This is a genomic window from Candidatus Methylomirabilota bacterium (assembly GCA_003104975.1).
Classification (GTDB): domain Bacteria; phylum Methylomirabilota; class Methylomirabilia; order Methylomirabilales; family Methylomirabilaceae; genus Methylomirabilis.
This window is the reverse complement of the sequence record PQAM01000018.1, coordinates 21,695-36,646: the sequence shown is the minus strand read 5'-3', so window position 1 is coordinate 36,646 and position 14,952 is coordinate 21,695. Positions and strand designations below refer to the sequence as shown.

At 59.2% G+C, this 14,952-nt stretch carries 17 protein-coding genes and 1 pseudogene; 4 read left to right on the top strand and 14 right to left on the bottom strand.

From position 1 onward, the window contains the following. Positions 1-2: 2 nt before the first annotated feature. From cas7e to C3F12_12985, 7 genes are all read right to left on the bottom strand, one after another. The gene (gene cas7e / locus C3F12_13015; GenBank protein PWB42834.1) at positions 3-1,169 is read right to left on the bottom strand and encodes a type I-E CRISPR-associated protein Cas7/Cse4/CasC; all 1,167 of its coding nucleotides are present in this window, start codon (positions 1,167-1,169) and stop codon (positions 3-5) included. Further along, positions 1,166-1,684, bottom strand: a complete 519-nt coding sequence (gene casB, locus C3F12_13010; GenBank protein ID PWB42833.1) for a type I-E CRISPR-associated protein Cse2/CasB — start codon at positions 1,682-1,684, stop codon at positions 1,166-1,168. Before casB ends, cas7e begins: the two co-directional genes overlap by 4 nt. Next, positions 1,681-3,213: a type I-E CRISPR-associated protein Cse1/CasA gene (gene casA / locus C3F12_13005; protein PWB42832.1), complete on the bottom strand. Its 1,533-nt coding sequence runs from the start codon at positions 3,211-3,213 to the stop codon at positions 1,681-1,683. Before casA ends, casB begins: the two co-directional genes overlap by 4 nt. Continuing rightward, positions 3,210-5,888 carry a CRISPR-associated helicase/endonuclease Cas3 gene (locus C3F12_13000; protein ID PWB42831.1) on the bottom strand — a complete coding sequence of 893 codons (2,679 nt, stop codon included), beginning with the start codon at positions 5,886-5,888 and terminating at the stop codon, positions 3,210-3,212. Before C3F12_13000 ends, casA begins: the two co-directional genes overlap by 4 nt. Then, positions 5,881-6,336 carry a hypothetical protein gene (locus C3F12_12995; GenBank protein PWB42830.1) on the bottom strand — a complete coding sequence of 152 codons (456 nt, stop codon included), beginning with the start codon at positions 6,334-6,336 and terminating at the stop codon, positions 5,881-5,883. Before C3F12_12995 ends, C3F12_13000 begins: the two co-directional genes overlap by 8 nt. 132 nt (positions 6,337-6,468) lie before the next feature. Continuing rightward, complete coding sequence (locus C3F12_12990; GenBank protein ID PWB42829.1) at positions 6,469-7,047, bottom strand: DNA-binding protein; 579 nt, start codon at positions 7,045-7,047, stop codon at positions 6,469-6,471. A 122-nt stretch (positions 7,048-7,169) separates the two neighbouring features. After that, positions 7,170-7,373, bottom strand: coding sequence for a hypothetical protein (locus C3F12_12985; protein PWB42828.1), 204 nt, complete (start codon positions 7,371-7,373; stop codon positions 7,170-7,172). 557 nt (positions 7,374-7,930) lie between these two features. Between C3F12_12985 and C3F12_12980 the strand changes: the two genes are divergently transcribed. Then, positions 7,931-8,170 (top strand): antitoxin, encoded by a 240-nt coding sequence (locus C3F12_12980; GenBank protein ID PWB42827.1) that lies wholly within the window; start codon positions 7,931-7,933, stop codon positions 8,168-8,170. After that, on the top strand, positions 8,167-8,601 hold the full coding sequence (locus C3F12_12975; GenBank protein ID PWB42826.1) for a VapC toxin family PIN domain ribonuclease: 435 nt from the start codon (positions 8,167-8,169) through the stop codon (positions 8,599-8,601). Before C3F12_12980 ends, C3F12_12975 begins: the two co-directional genes overlap by 4 nt. A 9-nt stretch (positions 8,602-8,610) precedes the next feature. On the opposite strand, the gene C3F12_12970 is transcribed toward C3F12_12975, so the two are convergent. Both C3F12_12970 and C3F12_12965 read right to left on the bottom strand, forming a co-directional pair. Next, entirely contained in the window at positions 8,611-8,835 is a 225-nt protein-coding gene (locus C3F12_12970) for a hypothetical protein (protein PWB42825.1), read from the bottom strand. A gap of 30 nt (positions 8,836-8,865) precedes the next feature. Further along, on the bottom strand, positions 8,866-9,141 hold the full coding sequence (locus C3F12_12965; GenBank protein ID PWB42824.1) for a hypothetical protein: 276 nt from the start codon (positions 9,139-9,141) through the stop codon (positions 8,866-8,868). Between the two features lie 585 nt (positions 9,142-9,726). Here C3F12_12965 and C3F12_12960 point away from each other — a divergent pair. Next, the gene (locus tag C3F12_12960) at positions 9,727-9,915 is read left to right on the top strand and encodes a hypothetical protein (GenBank protein PWB42823.1); all 189 of its coding nucleotides are present in this window, start codon (positions 9,727-9,729) and stop codon (positions 9,913-9,915) included. Here C3F12_12960 and C3F12_12955 read toward each other — a convergent pair. The 3 genes and pseudogenes from C3F12_12955 to C3F12_12945 form a co-directional block, all read right to left on the bottom strand. After that, on the bottom strand, positions 9,912-10,178 hold the full coding sequence (locus C3F12_12955; GenBank protein PWB42822.1) for a hypothetical protein: 267 nt from the start codon (positions 10,176-10,178) through the stop codon (positions 9,912-9,914). The genes C3F12_12960 and C3F12_12955 overlap by 4 nt on opposite strands. Beyond that, positions 10,175-10,720 carry a hypothetical protein gene (locus C3F12_12950; GenBank protein PWB42821.1) on the bottom strand — a complete coding sequence of 182 codons (546 nt, stop codon included), beginning with the start codon at positions 10,718-10,720 and terminating at the stop codon, positions 10,175-10,177. Before C3F12_12950 ends, C3F12_12955 begins: the two co-directional genes overlap by 4 nt. 303 nt (positions 10,721-11,023) lie before the next feature. Then, a pseudogene (locus C3F12_12945) lies at positions 11,024-11,258 on the bottom strand (hypothetical protein). Between the two features lie 321 nt (positions 11,259-11,579). Here C3F12_12945 and C3F12_12940 point away from each other — a divergent pair. Next, positions 11,580-11,780 (top strand): hypothetical protein, encoded by a 201-nt coding sequence (locus tag C3F12_12940; protein PWB42820.1) that lies wholly within the window; start codon positions 11,580-11,582, stop codon positions 11,778-11,780. 9 nt (positions 11,781-11,789) lie between these two features. On the opposite strand, the gene C3F12_12935 is transcribed toward C3F12_12940, so the two are convergent. Together C3F12_12935 and C3F12_12930 are read right to left on the bottom strand one after the other, a co-directional pair. Then, positions 11,790-12,773, bottom strand: coding sequence for a transcriptional regulator (locus C3F12_12935; protein ID PWB42819.1), 984 nt, complete (start codon positions 12,771-12,773; stop codon positions 11,790-11,792). Positions 12,774-13,186: 413 nt separating this feature from the next. Continuing rightward, positions 13,187-14,920, bottom strand: coding sequence for a DNA polymerase/3'-5' exonuclease PolX (locus tag C3F12_12930; GenBank protein ID PWB42818.1), 1,734 nt, complete (start codon positions 14,918-14,920; stop codon positions 13,187-13,189). Between the last annotated feature and the right edge of the window lie 32 nt (positions 14,921-14,952).

The following is a 14,952-nucleotide window of genomic DNA, read 5'->3' as shown; positions in this document are numbered from 1 at the left end:
CCTTACTCCTTTACGGCTACGGCTTTTAAGCTATTGTCGAGGAGATCCTTCAGGGAAGTCATAGGACTACCGTATCCATCAAGTGTGGCCTCGGCCAGATTAATGACAAAGGTTTTCTCCTCACCACCGTATACAGCACGCAGAGCCTTTGCTTTCTTGGCAAGCTCCTCTGCCGACCTTCTGGTGAGCGACTCATCCTTCTTTGCGCGAATAGCTGTTTCATAGGCGTTGGCAAGATTGTGGGGTGCGGTGTTGCGACGCACTGACACAGCCACGAACTCGGGCGGATTATGAGCCGCAAAAGTGTTTTGCTTGCCGGTAGGTTCGGCGACAATAAATCCTTCCAGAAAGGCCCGTAGTCCCCTGGCTGCCAGCTCCCTGTCCCCTTGGAGATTTGCCACCAGCGTTTCCCAATCCACCACGGCGTAGCGATAGAAACAGGCGGCATTGAACTCGACCGTACCCATCATGTCGGCGCCAGCGGTGTCTTCTGGCTTCAGGTCGTCCACCGCAGTATAGAAATCAAACTCACGCTCGACGGAGTGAGTCGAGATGGCATGGGCCACCTGACATGCTGCGTTCTGGTTTTTCTCGGGCATATCGGCCAGCATGCGTCCGAAGAGCGCGACATCCACAGCCTTGCCGCCGTTGAACACTTTGTCGAGCGCCTTCTTCAGTTCTGGATCAGCGATCTGAGCGGCTTGCTTCTTCGCCTTGCCTGCCTTCTTTCCCTCTGTAGGGTGAGTATCGGCTGCAGTAATGGAATTCCACTTCTCATCAATGATGTCGGCTATGCTGGCGATTTCGTGCTGTCCCAAAAATAAGAGGTATTCGCTCTTTCCATCCTCCTTGACGGAAAGCTCTATGGCCGCCAGTGCTTGGCGTACCTTCTCGGTCGCTTCCACTTTAGCGCGCCCCTTTTCGACTAAGGATTTTGTTATGGCATCCAGGACGCGTTTGGTGCGGAGGGCGACATCGTCCGACGCCAGCGACCCGTTCTCGACTAATCCCTTGAAGTACTGGCGCACCGCCCGCTTGAGACACTGGCTGGACACACGCGCGCGGCGGGTCCCACCAAAAAGGGCGTCCTTCGGCGCACCGGTGTCATCACGGTTCAGGTTCGACGGGGCAAAGTTCTGCAGGGCGTGAATCTCGATGAGCGTCTTCACAGCGATACCTCCTCTTGGGTCGTGAGTTGTTCTTCTGTTTCGGTATTCAAATGCCGGTAGAAATCGCGCGCCCAGGAGTTTTGAGTGCGTTTGCGGTCGTCGTTCCAATACAACAGCCCTTGCAGCAGGGCTTCAAAGTCGATGGCGTATTCCTTGAGCAGCCCAATTATCTGACGCAGCCTATGGGGCAACTGATCACCGTCCGAATCAAGCAGCGTGATGAAGCGGCGTTCGGTGCTGGCGGAGTTGCTTGCCGCCTGGTATGCCGCACAGGCCCTCCCGATGGGCATCGGTGCGCCCTGACGGCCCTGCAACCAGTGTGCAGCCCAAAGGCCGGCCACAAGGTAGAGCATTCCCCTCCGCCAGGAGTTGTCCTCGCCTTTCAGGAAGGGTTCAACATAGGGATAAGCGGGCACAAATGCTCCCGGATCAAAAGCAAGACTACGCCTCAATACCGCTCGCACCTTGGTGTCTTTTTCGTTTAGGTTTTCCAGCCATTCGATGAATGTACTCACAGGACCTCCTTCCGCGGTTCAAGTTTGGCAATCTCGTCGTTCAGTTCCTTCAGCTTGCGTAACACCGGTCCTTCGGCTTTCACGAGGGCACGGATCGCCCAAGCATCGCCCATCGAAACCGAGGCGCGGTGCTGGCCCCATGCTTTCTTGAGGGTACCCCTGACGGACTCTAACCACTGACAGCGGATGTCCTCGAAATCGCGTTCGAGGGTGTACTCGCGCAAGATGTCGTGAAAGCGAGATTCAAGGGTGGACCAGTACCAGGAATTCACCGGCATCTGTTCCACAAATGCCTTAATATCTTTTTTGTCAGGCTCTCGTTCCCCTCGACTTAGAATATCTCGTGCGTATGAGCGACAGGCCAACCAGAGAGATTTTTGTGCGTCCTCTGCTTCTTTAAGAAGTTGCCGGATTTCCGTTCGGATGAATCGGTCCCCAGTCAGCGCCTCTGGCAGTGCAAACCGCTCCATGCGCCAATACTCGATCTTTGCCTTGTTATTCGCCTGACCGAGGACTAACACCGATCGTGGGATTCGGTCCCGGTTCGACCGGCTCAATACCGACGCATGCTCGATTACCTTGGGTGCCAGATGTGAATCGTCGGGCAGTAAGGAGTCGAAGTCTCGCCAAAGCCCCCGATGACGAAATTGAATGGGTAGCCTCCCCCACTTGTCGTCAATCCTGTAGCCAAGCATAGGGTCAATGTAGCCTTCTGAAGAACATTCGACTCCCGAGGCAAATGCCAGTTCACTCAGCGTCTCACCATTTCCATCAAGATGAAATGTGATCGACCGCGCCAACCATGTATATAAATCCACTACACCCATTGCCGGTCTTGCGATGCCATTTTTTAGCGACGCAAGTGGGACCGGTTCTTGCTCCCAGATGGGCCGATCATCTGCAAGCACTTCCTTGTTCTCGGGCACAAGAGAGACCAGCAGCGTATCGTGGAGGTGTATCCCCAAGGGTAGAACCATGGCAGCAGTCGCCGACGGCGCAGTCTTCGTGTAGACGAAATCGCTGTTCCCTCCGCCAAGAGCGAATGTCTGGCAAGCGACAAGCCACCGAGCTGCCATCCGCGACGGAGTCGGTCCAGCGGCGGCAATCTCGATGTGATCAAAAAGTACTTTTGCGTTGTTGGCGTTATGTTCAGCCGCAATTGCTGGCCATGACTTCCATTCTTTCTTTTCTTGCGGCTCGTAAGCAGAAACTTGATAAAAGGGATACCCCTCATCAAACAACCAGAACCGATCCTGCCACTTTTCCAAGTAGGCCGTGATTTTTTCGCTTGGCAGCCCGTCCCTAAACAGAGCCTTGGCCTGCTCGATGTCGGTCGGCCCTTCCAGAGCACGGTACAGAAGTGCGAGCAGAAAGCGGTGCAGGGCCACCACCACCAAGGGTGATGGGTCCTCGATGGCCGCGATCTCTTTTGATCGCAGGAGGGTGTCACGAATACCCAGTTCGTCGCGGCTTCCATCGGAGAATCGCACGGGTATCCATTTCTCATCGATCAAGTTAAATTGGCTCATTTGGGCTCCTTCGTCTCGTACACCAATCCCAAGTCATCATCAAGTCGCACCGACGCGTCTACTGTCCAACGACCATCGGTTTCTAGTACTAGGGGAAAGCAATTGCGCAAGAGCGGCGATGCCTTCCAGCCCTCTGGTACCCCCGACGCCTTCAGTTTCTTGACTACCGACTTCTGCGAAAGACTGACGCCCCGAAGAAACCACGCTTTGGACATTGCGAAGTTTGGCGTCTTCTGAGAATCGAATCCGTCTTCCAACCATAACGGGATCGCCACAGCCGAGTCTTCGCCAATCCTGGTTTGGGCCATGAGGGTTCGATGGACGCCGGGTTCGTCTTCGTCATAAAGCACGAACCTCGCTGGGTCGTTCCAGGATGCGTCGTCGGGCAACCCGATGATTGCCTGGTTTGCTCGCTGACGATGAGATATGGCTTCTCCCTCGGCAAGCACTGCCTTGTTCATCCGCTCTTCTAGAAACTCTGGCACGACCACCTGCTCTTCATAGACCTCTTGTACCAAGGTGTCGATCTCATCTGGAAGTATCAAAGTCTGTCTCTCTCCTTCTCGAAGCAGAATCCAGGTTCGTAACACAATGTCCTCACGGTACACCGATCCCCACCAGAGAGGTTTTCCGAACGAGGGTGGTTCTTCGCCAGCCAATCCCGCAACCAGTAGCTTCGGTTCGGAAACGGGTCTGGATGATCTCGCATGCCGCCACAAGCGCCCCGCACGTTGCAGCACGAGGTCGATAGGTGCGAGGTCGGTTGCGATCAAATCGAAATCCAAGTCCAGGCTCTGTTCCGCCACTTGGGTGGCGATGAGGATTTTGCGACCGGTTCGATTCGTGGATTCCCCAAAAGTCTCCAAGGCCTGATCCTCGTGTCTCTGCCGTCGGTCTGCTGGGAAGCGAGCATGAAAGAGAAGCACTTCCGTGCCATCGGACAGGCGTTTGCCGATACACTGGCCTTCACGCTCCAGCCGCTCGCCTTCGGGGAAGAGTTGGTATAGGTCTTGAGCGCGCTGGACTGTATTGACGAGTGCCAGCCCCATGCCACCATCGGCAAGACCCTCCTCCAACGCCGCAAGCATGGCTGGCAAATCTGTCTGAAGTCCCTGTAGCCGTACCGTCAAACGGCGTTGAGGGTCAGCTTGAAAATGTTCCTGGCGTGGTTTCTCACCAGGACAGAAGATAGATAAGCGGGGGTAGGGCTTCTCAGGTTCCGGTAGCGCGGAACCAACTATCTCCGCCAACTTGCGGCGAATCGATGGAGGCAGGGTTGCGGAGAGAAGCACCACCGATGACCCCAACGTCAGGAGCCATCGCAGCAGGTGAACCAGAAGCGTGCCCGTATAGGCATCATAGGCGTGGATCTCGTCGAAGACGACCACGCGATTCGCAAGGCCCCACAGGCGAACGAAGTTGTGTCGCACCGGCAGAATGGGCAGAAGGGCCTGATCCACCGTTCCCACTCCGTATTCAGAGAGTAGCGCCCGTTTCTTGTTCGTGAACCATTCTCCGGCACGGACTTCGCCTCCCTTCTCGGAATCGTATATGCCTGATACTTTCAGCTCCTGAAATGTGTCGTTCAGTAGCACACCACTATGCACAAGCTGTAGATCAAGCCTTCGATTCATCCCTTGATCGCTCAAGAATTTTAGGGTTCGCTTGAACATGGCATTGCCCGTGGCCTTAGTTGGCAGGGCTACATACAGACCGCGATGCCCAAAACTCCGCTGTAATTCCAGATGAGCGAAGAATGCTGCCTCGGTCTTGCCCTCACCCATGGGCGCTTCTAGCAGGAGAATGGCGGGGTTTTTCAACTCGGTGAGTGCATCGTCAACAGCCTGTTGCAATGGGCGCGGCGCAAAGCCAAAGACATCCGTGAAAGACTTTGATTCTTTGGTCAGCGGGGTTCTCGGTTCCCACCCGATTGCACTCATAGCCTGGTCAGCACAGGTTCTGCGTTTTTGAAACCACGCTTCCAAATCTCTGCAGTCTTCGGGGCTTCCGAAGGGGAACCAGTCTTCGTCCGAGCCGATCCAGTCGGCAAAGCTTGTCAGTCCAGACAGCAACATGAAGTCAGGGCCAGAAAGTGTCTGCTTGCTGAGAATTGTGTTGGGCTTGAAAACCTCCAGCAAAGCCTCTAACAGGTCACGGCGGGCCTGAGTCCAGCCTGTCCGCACTGCTTCGAGTCGATCCCCCCCTCCGACATATATTTCCGCATCAGCTTTTTCTTTTTCCTTTTCTGATGCCCGACTTCCGTGATGACACCCCACTGCATCGGCTACCAACTCCGCCAATTCATCTGGCCATCCCCGTTCTTGCAACCATGCTGCCAGGGCAATCTGGCTCACAAACGCATGGTGGATATTGGTATTCGGACTTCGTGGCAGACGCAGTCCCGTTGAAGCGAGCAGTTCAGGCCACTTAGCCTGAAACCCAGGGCAAGCCTTTCCCAAGTCATGGCAAGCCACTACGAGCAACAACCACGGGCGGGCATCCTCCCAGCCCAGCCCAAGGATTGCCGCCATTCTTTCACGAGTGGCTTGGGGTTCACGCGCTAAGATGGCATCTGCGCTGGCGGCCACATCCAACATGTGGAGGATAAGGGGATGCCACCGACCATCACCATCCGTGGAAGTTTTCGCCCAAAGCCTTGTCAATACTTTATCCATATCCCATCTGCACTATCAGCCTACGTTGAGTGTCGGCTGCTGTTACATCAAGACACCGGTAAGCCGATCGTTTACCCAGCATTTCCCGAAGCCGAACGAAGGCCCGGACGACCTGCACGCTGGCCTGAACCGCGATTGGTGTATTGAGGACGCTCGCCAGCATGATGGCCCCGTGCTCGGTAAAGGCATAGGGGAGAGCGGGGGAGAACTTAAGTGGTCGGAGGTGATCACAGTTTGTGATCACCTCTGCCTTCTCCGCTCCCGTCAGACGGAACATGAAATCCTCGGGGAGGCGTTCCGGGTTCCGTTTCACCGCCTGGTTGAGGACCCGCGTTGATACCCCGTAAAGGGCTGCCAGATCAGCATCGAGCATCACGCGTTGACCGCGGATGGAAAGAATGCGCCGCTCAACGCTGGGCGCCGGACTCAGAGCACCCCGTGCACTCATCGGTCAACCTCCTGGATTCCGGCTCGCGCCCGCGATGCGGGCTTGGCCGGAATGACGATCACTGAAAAGGGCCGCCTGAGACACTACGCTGGCCTCTCCTCGCCCCACCAGGACGTGCCCGGTCGGTCCCGATCACCGCGATGATGCGCGACGTCGTCGCCTCCCGTACATCGCCGCCATCTCCTCGACCCGGAAGCCGATCGAGCGGCGGGGCTTATCCGAGTTGGTCATCAGAGCGCGGATGGCATCAAATACGGTCTTGAATTGCGCGTCGTATCGCTGCTCTAACTCGTCCAGTCGCTTGGCAAGGTCTTGATGGGAGGCAAGCATCCGACGAAGCCGGATAAAAGCGCGCATGATCTCAATGTTCGCACGCACGGCTCGCGGGCTGTGCAGTACACTCGATAACATGGCGATTCCATGTTCTGTAAACGCATAGGGGAGATACCGGCGGCCGCCCCATCTTGAGATCACAATTTGTGATCTCAAGATGTTGAACTCCTCTGCGGTCAATTCGAAGGCGAAGTCCGGCGGGAAACGCTCGGCATTCCGCTTGACGGCCTGGACGAGCACGCGCGTCTCGACCCCGTACAGCTCGGCAAGATCCGCATCAAGCATGACCCTTTCGCCTCGGATCATGAGAATAGATCGCTCGATGCGTTCGGCGGGGAGGCAGACAGCTTGTGAAGTAGACACCTGCTTTCTCGGCATCGACTTACCTCCTTTTGTCATCCGACCACTGCCCGATCGGTCCCGATCACCGCGATGAGGCGCGTTTCGTAAACTCGGCCGGGCGCGGCAAGCAGCGCCCCTACGATACGGGATGACCTGGGCTATCTCACGCTCTCGCGTCCTGCCCCCTCAACCTCACCTTCTCCCCCAAGGGGGCGAAGGGTCTCTTTCGAAGTCGGCGCAGCCAGTAGCGACGTGGCTTGTCCGGCAGCGTAGGGGAGAGCGGGGGAGAACTTGAGTGATCGGAGGTGATCACAGTTTGTGATCACCTCTGCCTTCTCCGCTGCCGTGAGGTCATTGTCCACCTTCACTTCTCCTCGCCCCACCAAGGTTTGGCCTGGTACTGACGTGCAATAATACCCGTAACGTCATTGTCCAGAAAGTCTCCCGTGTCGGTCATTGCGAGGGAGCGCAGCGACCGAAGCAATCTCACCGTTCTGCGCGGCCCCAAAAACGATGCGATTGCCGCGCTCCCGTTGGTCGCTCGCAATGACGATCGCGGCACGGGAGGCCTCACCTCGGACTTTCATGCCCATGGGCGCGCCGAAGGTGCATGCGGTATTCCCGCGAAAACGGCAATCCAGCGCCGAACGACTGGATTCCGGCTCGCGCCCGCGATGCGGGCTTGGCCGGAATGACGATCACTGAAAGAGGACGTATGCGACACTACGCTGACCTCTCCTCGCCCCACCAGGACGTGCCCGGTCGGTCCCGATCCCCGCGATGATGCGCGGCGCAGCCGGTGTCTCCCCCTCAACCCCGCCTTCTCTCCCCAAAGGGGGCGAAGGGAAGGCGGAGGAGAGGGCATTGGGTCGGTATCCTGTTTGACATTGGATGTCGTCGATGGTAGCATCATCACATCATGGCGCGAACGACCTTAGACATCGATACCCCACTGTTGAGAGAGCTCAAGAAGCTGCAGGCGCGGGAGGGGCGCTCCCTGGGCAAGATCGTGTCGCAGCTTCTGGCCGAAGCCTTGGCTCGTCGGAAGCCTACGCCCGAACCGTCCAAGCTTCACTGGACCTCCCACCCCATGCGTGCGCTGGTTGATCTCTCCGACAAAGAAGCGGTGTACGGCGTCCTGGACCGCGACAAGAGATGAGTTATTCGGTGGACGTCAACATCTTCCTTTACGCGTCGGATACGTCCGCCCCAAAGCATGCAGAAGCCACTCGCTTTTTGGAGCAGCGCGTTGCAGATCCGGACCTGTTCTGCATCGCGTGGTCCACGATCATAGCCTATCTCCGCATTACTACCCATCCGCGTATTTTCGCCAGCCCGCTTTCGCCCAGTGAAGCGCTCGGCAATGTCGAGTCGCTTCTCAGCCTGCCGCGCGTACGTGTACTCTCTGAGGCTGAGGGGTTCCTCGATACCTACCGTGGGGTGACCGCCCACTTCCCTGTACGCGGTAACCTCGTCCCCGACGCTCACCTGGCGGCCCTCCTCCGGCAGCACGGGGTACGCACGCTGTACACATCCGATCGGGACTTCAGGAAATTCGACTTCCTCGATGTTGCCGATCCCTTCGAATAGTCGCTCACATCATCCCCGCTGCCTGAGTAAGCCTTTGTCGGCCCGATCTCTCGTCACCGCGATGCGGCGTAACCGCCGTTTCTCATACGCTGCCGCCTCCTCGACCCGGAAGCCGATCGAGCGACGCGGCTTGTCCGGCGTGGTCATCAGGGCGCGGATGGCCTCAAACAGCGTGCGAATGCCCTCATCGTGCCCGGCGATCTTGCGCTCCAGATCTCCCAGTTTCGCGGCCAATTCTTTGTGGACGGACAGCGTCTCGCGCAGTCAGACGAACGCCCGTATGATGGCGATGTTGACCGCAATCGCGTGCTCGCTCTTGAGGACGCTTGAGAGCATCGCCACTCCCTGCTCGGTGAACGCGCTCACGTTGCGAGCGTGCTTAATAGTTGAACATGTCACAATTTGTGATATGTTCCGGATCTCCTCGCGGGTCAGGACGACCATGAAATCCGCTGGGAACCGCGTTATGTTCCGACGCACCGCCTGATTGAGCACACGGGTTTCCACTCCGTAGAGTGCCGCCAAGTCCCTGTCCAACATCACTCGTTGTCCCCGGACCAGTACGATCGCCTGCGCGATGCGCTCAGCCGGGACGCACTTCAGTATTGATGTTCTCAATGGTCACCTGGCTTTCCGGAGCCTGAAGCCCACGCTCCCATAGTTAGTCACGTATGGTTCGTATCGGATTGGTCGATAATTTCAACGCGAGTTGGATGGATATAGATATGAGATCTGCGCGCCACAGCCTCGAACATCCTTTTCGCCCCTCCTCGCCCTGCCAAGGCTTTGCTCCCGCCTCCGATCACTGCGATGGTAGGCGGCGCAGTCGCCGTTCCCCCTCACCCTCACCCTCTCCCCCACATGGGGGCGAGGGATTCATAACAAAGGGCTCCTCTCCCCTCTGGGGAGAGGATTGAGGTGAGGGGTGTAGGGCGCCACCTTTCATCCCTACGGGCGCCCCAGCGGCGCATGCGGTATTCCCGCGAAAACCGGAATCCAATACTGAACGACTGGATTCCGGGTCAAGCCCGGAATGACGATCACTGAAAAGGGACGTCTGAGACACTACGCTGGCCTCTCCTCACCTCATCAGGGCTTCGCCTGGCCGGTCCCGGTCACCGCGCGATGGGCGCTTCGTGGATCTGGCAGGGCGCAGCAAGCAGCGCCCCTACAATACGCGAGGACCTGAGCCATCTCACCATCTGGCTGGCTTCCCCCCTCAACCTCGCCTTCTCCGCACCCAGCGGGTACCCGGGGGACGAAGGGAAAACGGAGAAGACGGTTGAGCGGCGCGGATTGTTACGGGTCGACTAGCTTCCCTTGCGATCTGCCCGTTCCACGGCACGCAGGATCCGCTCGCGCGTCTCGGCAGTAAATTCATGCCCGTAGAAGCGAAGGAAGAGCGCTCGTCGAAGCGTGGCCGGCGAGGCCTGTGGGTCCTTTTCCAGCGCCGAGGCTTTCACCAGCGCCTGGGCTGTCGCGTGCATCGAGCAGCCCATCTTCAGGCGTTCTTCCCCTGAACGCCGCAGCAGCATTGTCAGAAATCTCCGCTCAATCTCCGGAGCGGTATCGTTCATCTGCTGACCTCCCGATAGAGTGACTCGAGACCTAAACGAGTGATCCAGTGCACCAGGTAGGCGTGGTCAAGGCCTTCTACGCGAGCCAGAAGGTTCCGGACATCTGAGAGTTGGACCTCCGAGTGGCTGTCCCGTGCCCAATCAAGTTTGGAGATGATCAGGTCCTCCGGCGCGACAAGGAACAGATCGCAACCCTCCACGGACACACCCTTCCGCCGCGAGAACTCCGTGCGTCGGTAGTCGCTGTCTTTCCGGACCACAAAATCCACCTTGATGACGAAGGCGTTATGGATGATGTTGAACATCCCCTTCGCCCTGACGGCCTCCTGCACCGTGTCCCGGTCGACGTAGAAGTCGTCCTGAAAGAGTCCGATCAGCCGATCGACGTCGGACTCGGCTACGTCCACGACGATATCGATATCGCGCGTCATGCGCGGGACGGCATAGAAGTTCGCGGCCATCGATCCTGTGATCATGTAGGGAATGCCGGTCCCGGTAAGCCGCCGCGTGACTGCCTTCAGGACTTCCAGTTCCTCGCTCATCTGCCACCACCCGCTTCAAGATCACAGTTTGTGATTGTGAACGTCCGGTTCGCTTCGGCCTCCTCGATGCTCAGTACGTCCTGGTTTTGAGGCCGCAAATTGCGACCACAAAACACTTGCCTCTTCCGCAGAGCGCTGGAACATGGGGTCCGGCGGGAAAGCGCCGTCAGTTACGGCGCGGCACGCAGCGCCCCTACGATCCCTGATGACCTGCGCTATCTTACGCGTTCGCGTCCTCACCTTCAACTCCGCCGTCTCCACACCCAAGGGGTACCCGGGGGCGAAGGAGAAGGGCGAACGGCATCATCGGTCCGCCTTGGAGGTCACAAACTGTGACCTCCATTCGGCAAACTCCTCCGGAGTCAGGACAAACATAAAGTCCATGGGGAATCGGCCGAGGTTTCTCTTTACCGCCTGTTTGAGCGCTTTTGGGCACCCCGTAGAGGACCGCCAAGTCGCGATCCAATATGACCTTTTGTCCACGGAAGACAAGAATCGCCCGGTGAATTCGCTCCATCGACGCCAGCGATTCGCTCATCACGTACTACCTCTTTGACCTTGGATCACAGGCCCCGGGATCTTACCCAATAAAATCCTCCGCGTGCGGAGACTGTTCAGTACGTTCACTGCCATGAGCGCGCGGTGTTCACTAAAGGCGTAGGGAAGGCATCGCGGATTCCAGTGTTTCTCGGAACCGGTCACAAACTGTGACCGGTTCCTACTTGAACTTGAGGTCACAGTTTGTGACGTCAAGCTGGAATATTGTCTTTGCGTCTGGTGTCCCGAGTCATAAGTTCGGCGAAGAAGTTGACGTTCCACGTATTGTCACTCCGCAAAGCGGGAATCCAGGAATCCTGCTATGTTCTGGATTCCGGCTCGCGCCCGCGATGCGGGCTTGGCCGGAATGACGATCACTGAAAAGGGACGTATGGGGGACACTACGCTGATCTCTCCTCGCCCCACCAGGACGTGCCCGGTCGGTCCCGATCACCGTGATCGCCTGAGCGATCCTCCTCTGGACGACCGGAACGATCCGGCACAGTGTACCGCCCCCTTGTGACATCCGGGGTCACTTGTGATTGAGAATCCGCCGGGCCTCGTCGCGGACCCGTTCGGCCAGGGCTGTGGGCGTGAGCACCTGCACCTGACCGCCGAAGCTGAGAATCCATCCGATCAGTTCGGGTGAGTCGGCGACCGAGAGGGTCATGTTCAGCCGTCCTCCCTTGAGCGGCGTCAGGGTCTGACTCGGGTGCCACAGCCGATCCTTCACCCAGGGGGCCGCGGACCTACTGAACAGCAGCTCGACCGTGATCGGCTTCCCGCTCATGACCACCAGGGCATCCTGCACATACGCCTCGACATGAAAGCCCAGGGGCATTTGGTATGGATGATCCGTGATGGCCAGGGACCGGATACGGTCCACGGCGAACAGGCGTACCTCCCGGCGCCAGCGACAGTAGGCGATCAGGTACAGGGCGCCGGCCGCATACCAGAGGCGGTAGGGATCGACCTCTCTGCGGGTTGTGGCGTTGCGGGACGCGGAGTAATATCGCATCTGGAGGCTGCGGAACTGGGTAATGGCCTGTGTGATCCGATTAATGGTGTCTTGGTGGTGTCGATAGACCTTGTGCGGACCCAGTCCGACCGAGAAGAAGCCCTGCAACTGCCGCACGTACGCGTGACCGTGCGGCGGGAGCGCTGCGGTGGCCTTATTCAGGGCGGAGTCAAGAGCGGCCTTGATGTCGGTCCCTTCCAGGGGTGTGAGCAGGTCGCGACTGAAGATCAGCGCCATGAGTTCAGTTGGCGAAAACGCCAGGGTCGGGATACGTCGGAAGCCGTCCATCAGCTTCCAGCGGACCTGCCCCTCGACCCGCTCGGTGAGGAGGGGAAAGCCGGCGCTCTCGAGGGCGGCGAGGTCCCGTCGTATCGTGCGGGGATGTTTGGGCACATCGTCAGGCAGAGATTCGGCGAGTTCCTCGATTGTTGCGCCTCTGGCGCCTTCTAACTGTCGGAGAAGCTGCCACTGGCGCGTGACCTGATCGTTTCGCGGCATGATGCCTCCACCATGGTTAACTGATGCGCGCTTCGTGAACCCGACAGGGCGCAGCAAGCAGCGCCCCTACTATACGGGACGACCTGGGTCAGCCCGCGCGGTTGTCTGCCCCCTCACCCGCGCCCTCTCCGCACCCGGCGGGTACCCGGGGCGAAGGGGAGGCGGAGACGGAGGCTGCCGCGTGGCTGATGCTATCGTATCGTGTTGAATATACACCGGTGCTCTTCTGCTCTGTTGTCATCTTAGACCGGGTGGTGAAGGGTATTACTGTAACTGTATCCCTGCATGACGTCAACTGCGACGTTTCGGCTGGAATCATTGCCGCGTAAAACTCGTGCAGGCGATTCGGACGGTAAAGGGGCAGTAGGGAGTGGAAGAAGAAGGGTTGGGCGATTGCGGGGTGCCCGGAGCGGCTAGGCGACGCGTGGACGATCCTTGCGGGCCCAGGCGAGGAGTGTGTCTGCGGGCCAGGCATTGATGACGTCCGATCTCTCAATCCACCCGCGGCGGGCGACGGCGACGCCGAGGGCCATGTTGTCGAGCTGATCCAGGAGGTGGGTATCGGTGCTGATGGCGAGTTTCACGCCCAGTTCCTTCGCGCGCCGTGCATGGTGGTCGTTCAGGTCGAGGCGCGACGGCTGGGCGTTGATCTCCAGGGCCTTACCGTGCTGCCTGGCCGCCGCCATGACCGCTTCCAGGTCGACGTCGTAGGGATCGCGCTCACCGATCAGACGGCCGGTCGGATGGGCGAAGATGTGGGCATAGGGATTGCTGAGCGCCTTGACGATCCGGGCGGTCATCCCGGCCCGATCCTGCTTGAACCGGGAATGAATGGCGCAGACCACGATGTCCAGTTGGGCCAGCACCCGGTCCGGGAAATCGAGACTGCCGTCGGCCAGGATATCGCACTCACTCCCTGCCAGGATCCGGATCGTGGTGTATTTCTTTCTGAGGGTGCGAATCTGCCCGATCTGTTCGAGCAGTCGCGCCTCAGAGATGCCGCCGGCGACGGTAGCCGCGTGGGAGTGATCCGAGACGATGATATACTCGTACCCCTTCCGCTGGGCCGCTTCGATGAGCGCCTCCAAGGGGTGATGGCCGTCGGTCCAGTCGGTGTGGGCGTGCAGATCGCCGCGAATGTGGCGGAGTTCCAGCAGGTTGGGGAGCCGCCCGTCGAGCGCCGCCTCGATTTCGCCCCCGTCTTCCCGAAGCTCTGGCGGGATGTACGGCAGGCCCACCGCCAGATAGACCTCCTCTTCACTGGCGCCGGCGATCCGCCGGCCGGTCGCCTCTTTGAAGACGCCGTACTCGCTGACCTTCAGCCCCTTACGGACAGCCAGCTCGCGCACCCGGATGTTATGGGCCTTGGAACCGGTGAAGTACTGCAGTGCCGCGCCGAAGCAGTCCGGCTCGACGACCCGCAGATCGACCTGGATCCCCTCGCGGTGCCGGATGGTCGCCTTGGTGTCGCCCTGAAGCAGGACCTCGGCCACCTGTGGGAGCGACGTAAAGACCGCCATGACCTTGGCCGGATGTGTTGATGTGGCCAGGAGATCACAGTCTTTGACGGTCTCGCGCATCCGCCGAAGGCTGCCGGCCAGGCTGATCTGCCTGACATCGGGGAGCGTTTCCAGGATCTGGACCAGCTCACGGGCCAGCGGCAGCGCCCGTCCCAGCGGCATCCGCTCGCGCCCCGCCTTGACGACGTGGATGCCCTTCAGGATATTGTCGACCGTCTTCTGTTTGATCCCGGGCAGACCCAGGAGCGCGCCCTGCCGCGCGAGCGCCTCGAGCCGCTCGACCGAATCGACCTGAAGCCGGTGAAAGAGGAGCGCGGCGGTCTTGGGGCCGACACCCGGGATCGCCATCAGCTCGACCACGCCGCGGGGGATCTCCGCGCGCAACTCCTCGAGATAATCGATACGTCCGGTCTCGAGCGCCTGCCGGATCTTGGCCGCGAGGTCCTTGCCGATTCCCGCGATCTCGGCCAGGCCGCCGCGGGCCGCCACCGCCTCGATCGCCTCGGTCAAGGCCTCCAGGTTCATGGCCGCGCGGCGGTAGGCCCGGATCTTGAAGACGTTGTCGTCCTTGATCTCCAGCAGGTCGGCGATCTCGTGAAACAGCCTGGCGACTTCGAGGTTTCTCATGGCGGAGACGGACCCCCGGCAGGGGAGGGGTA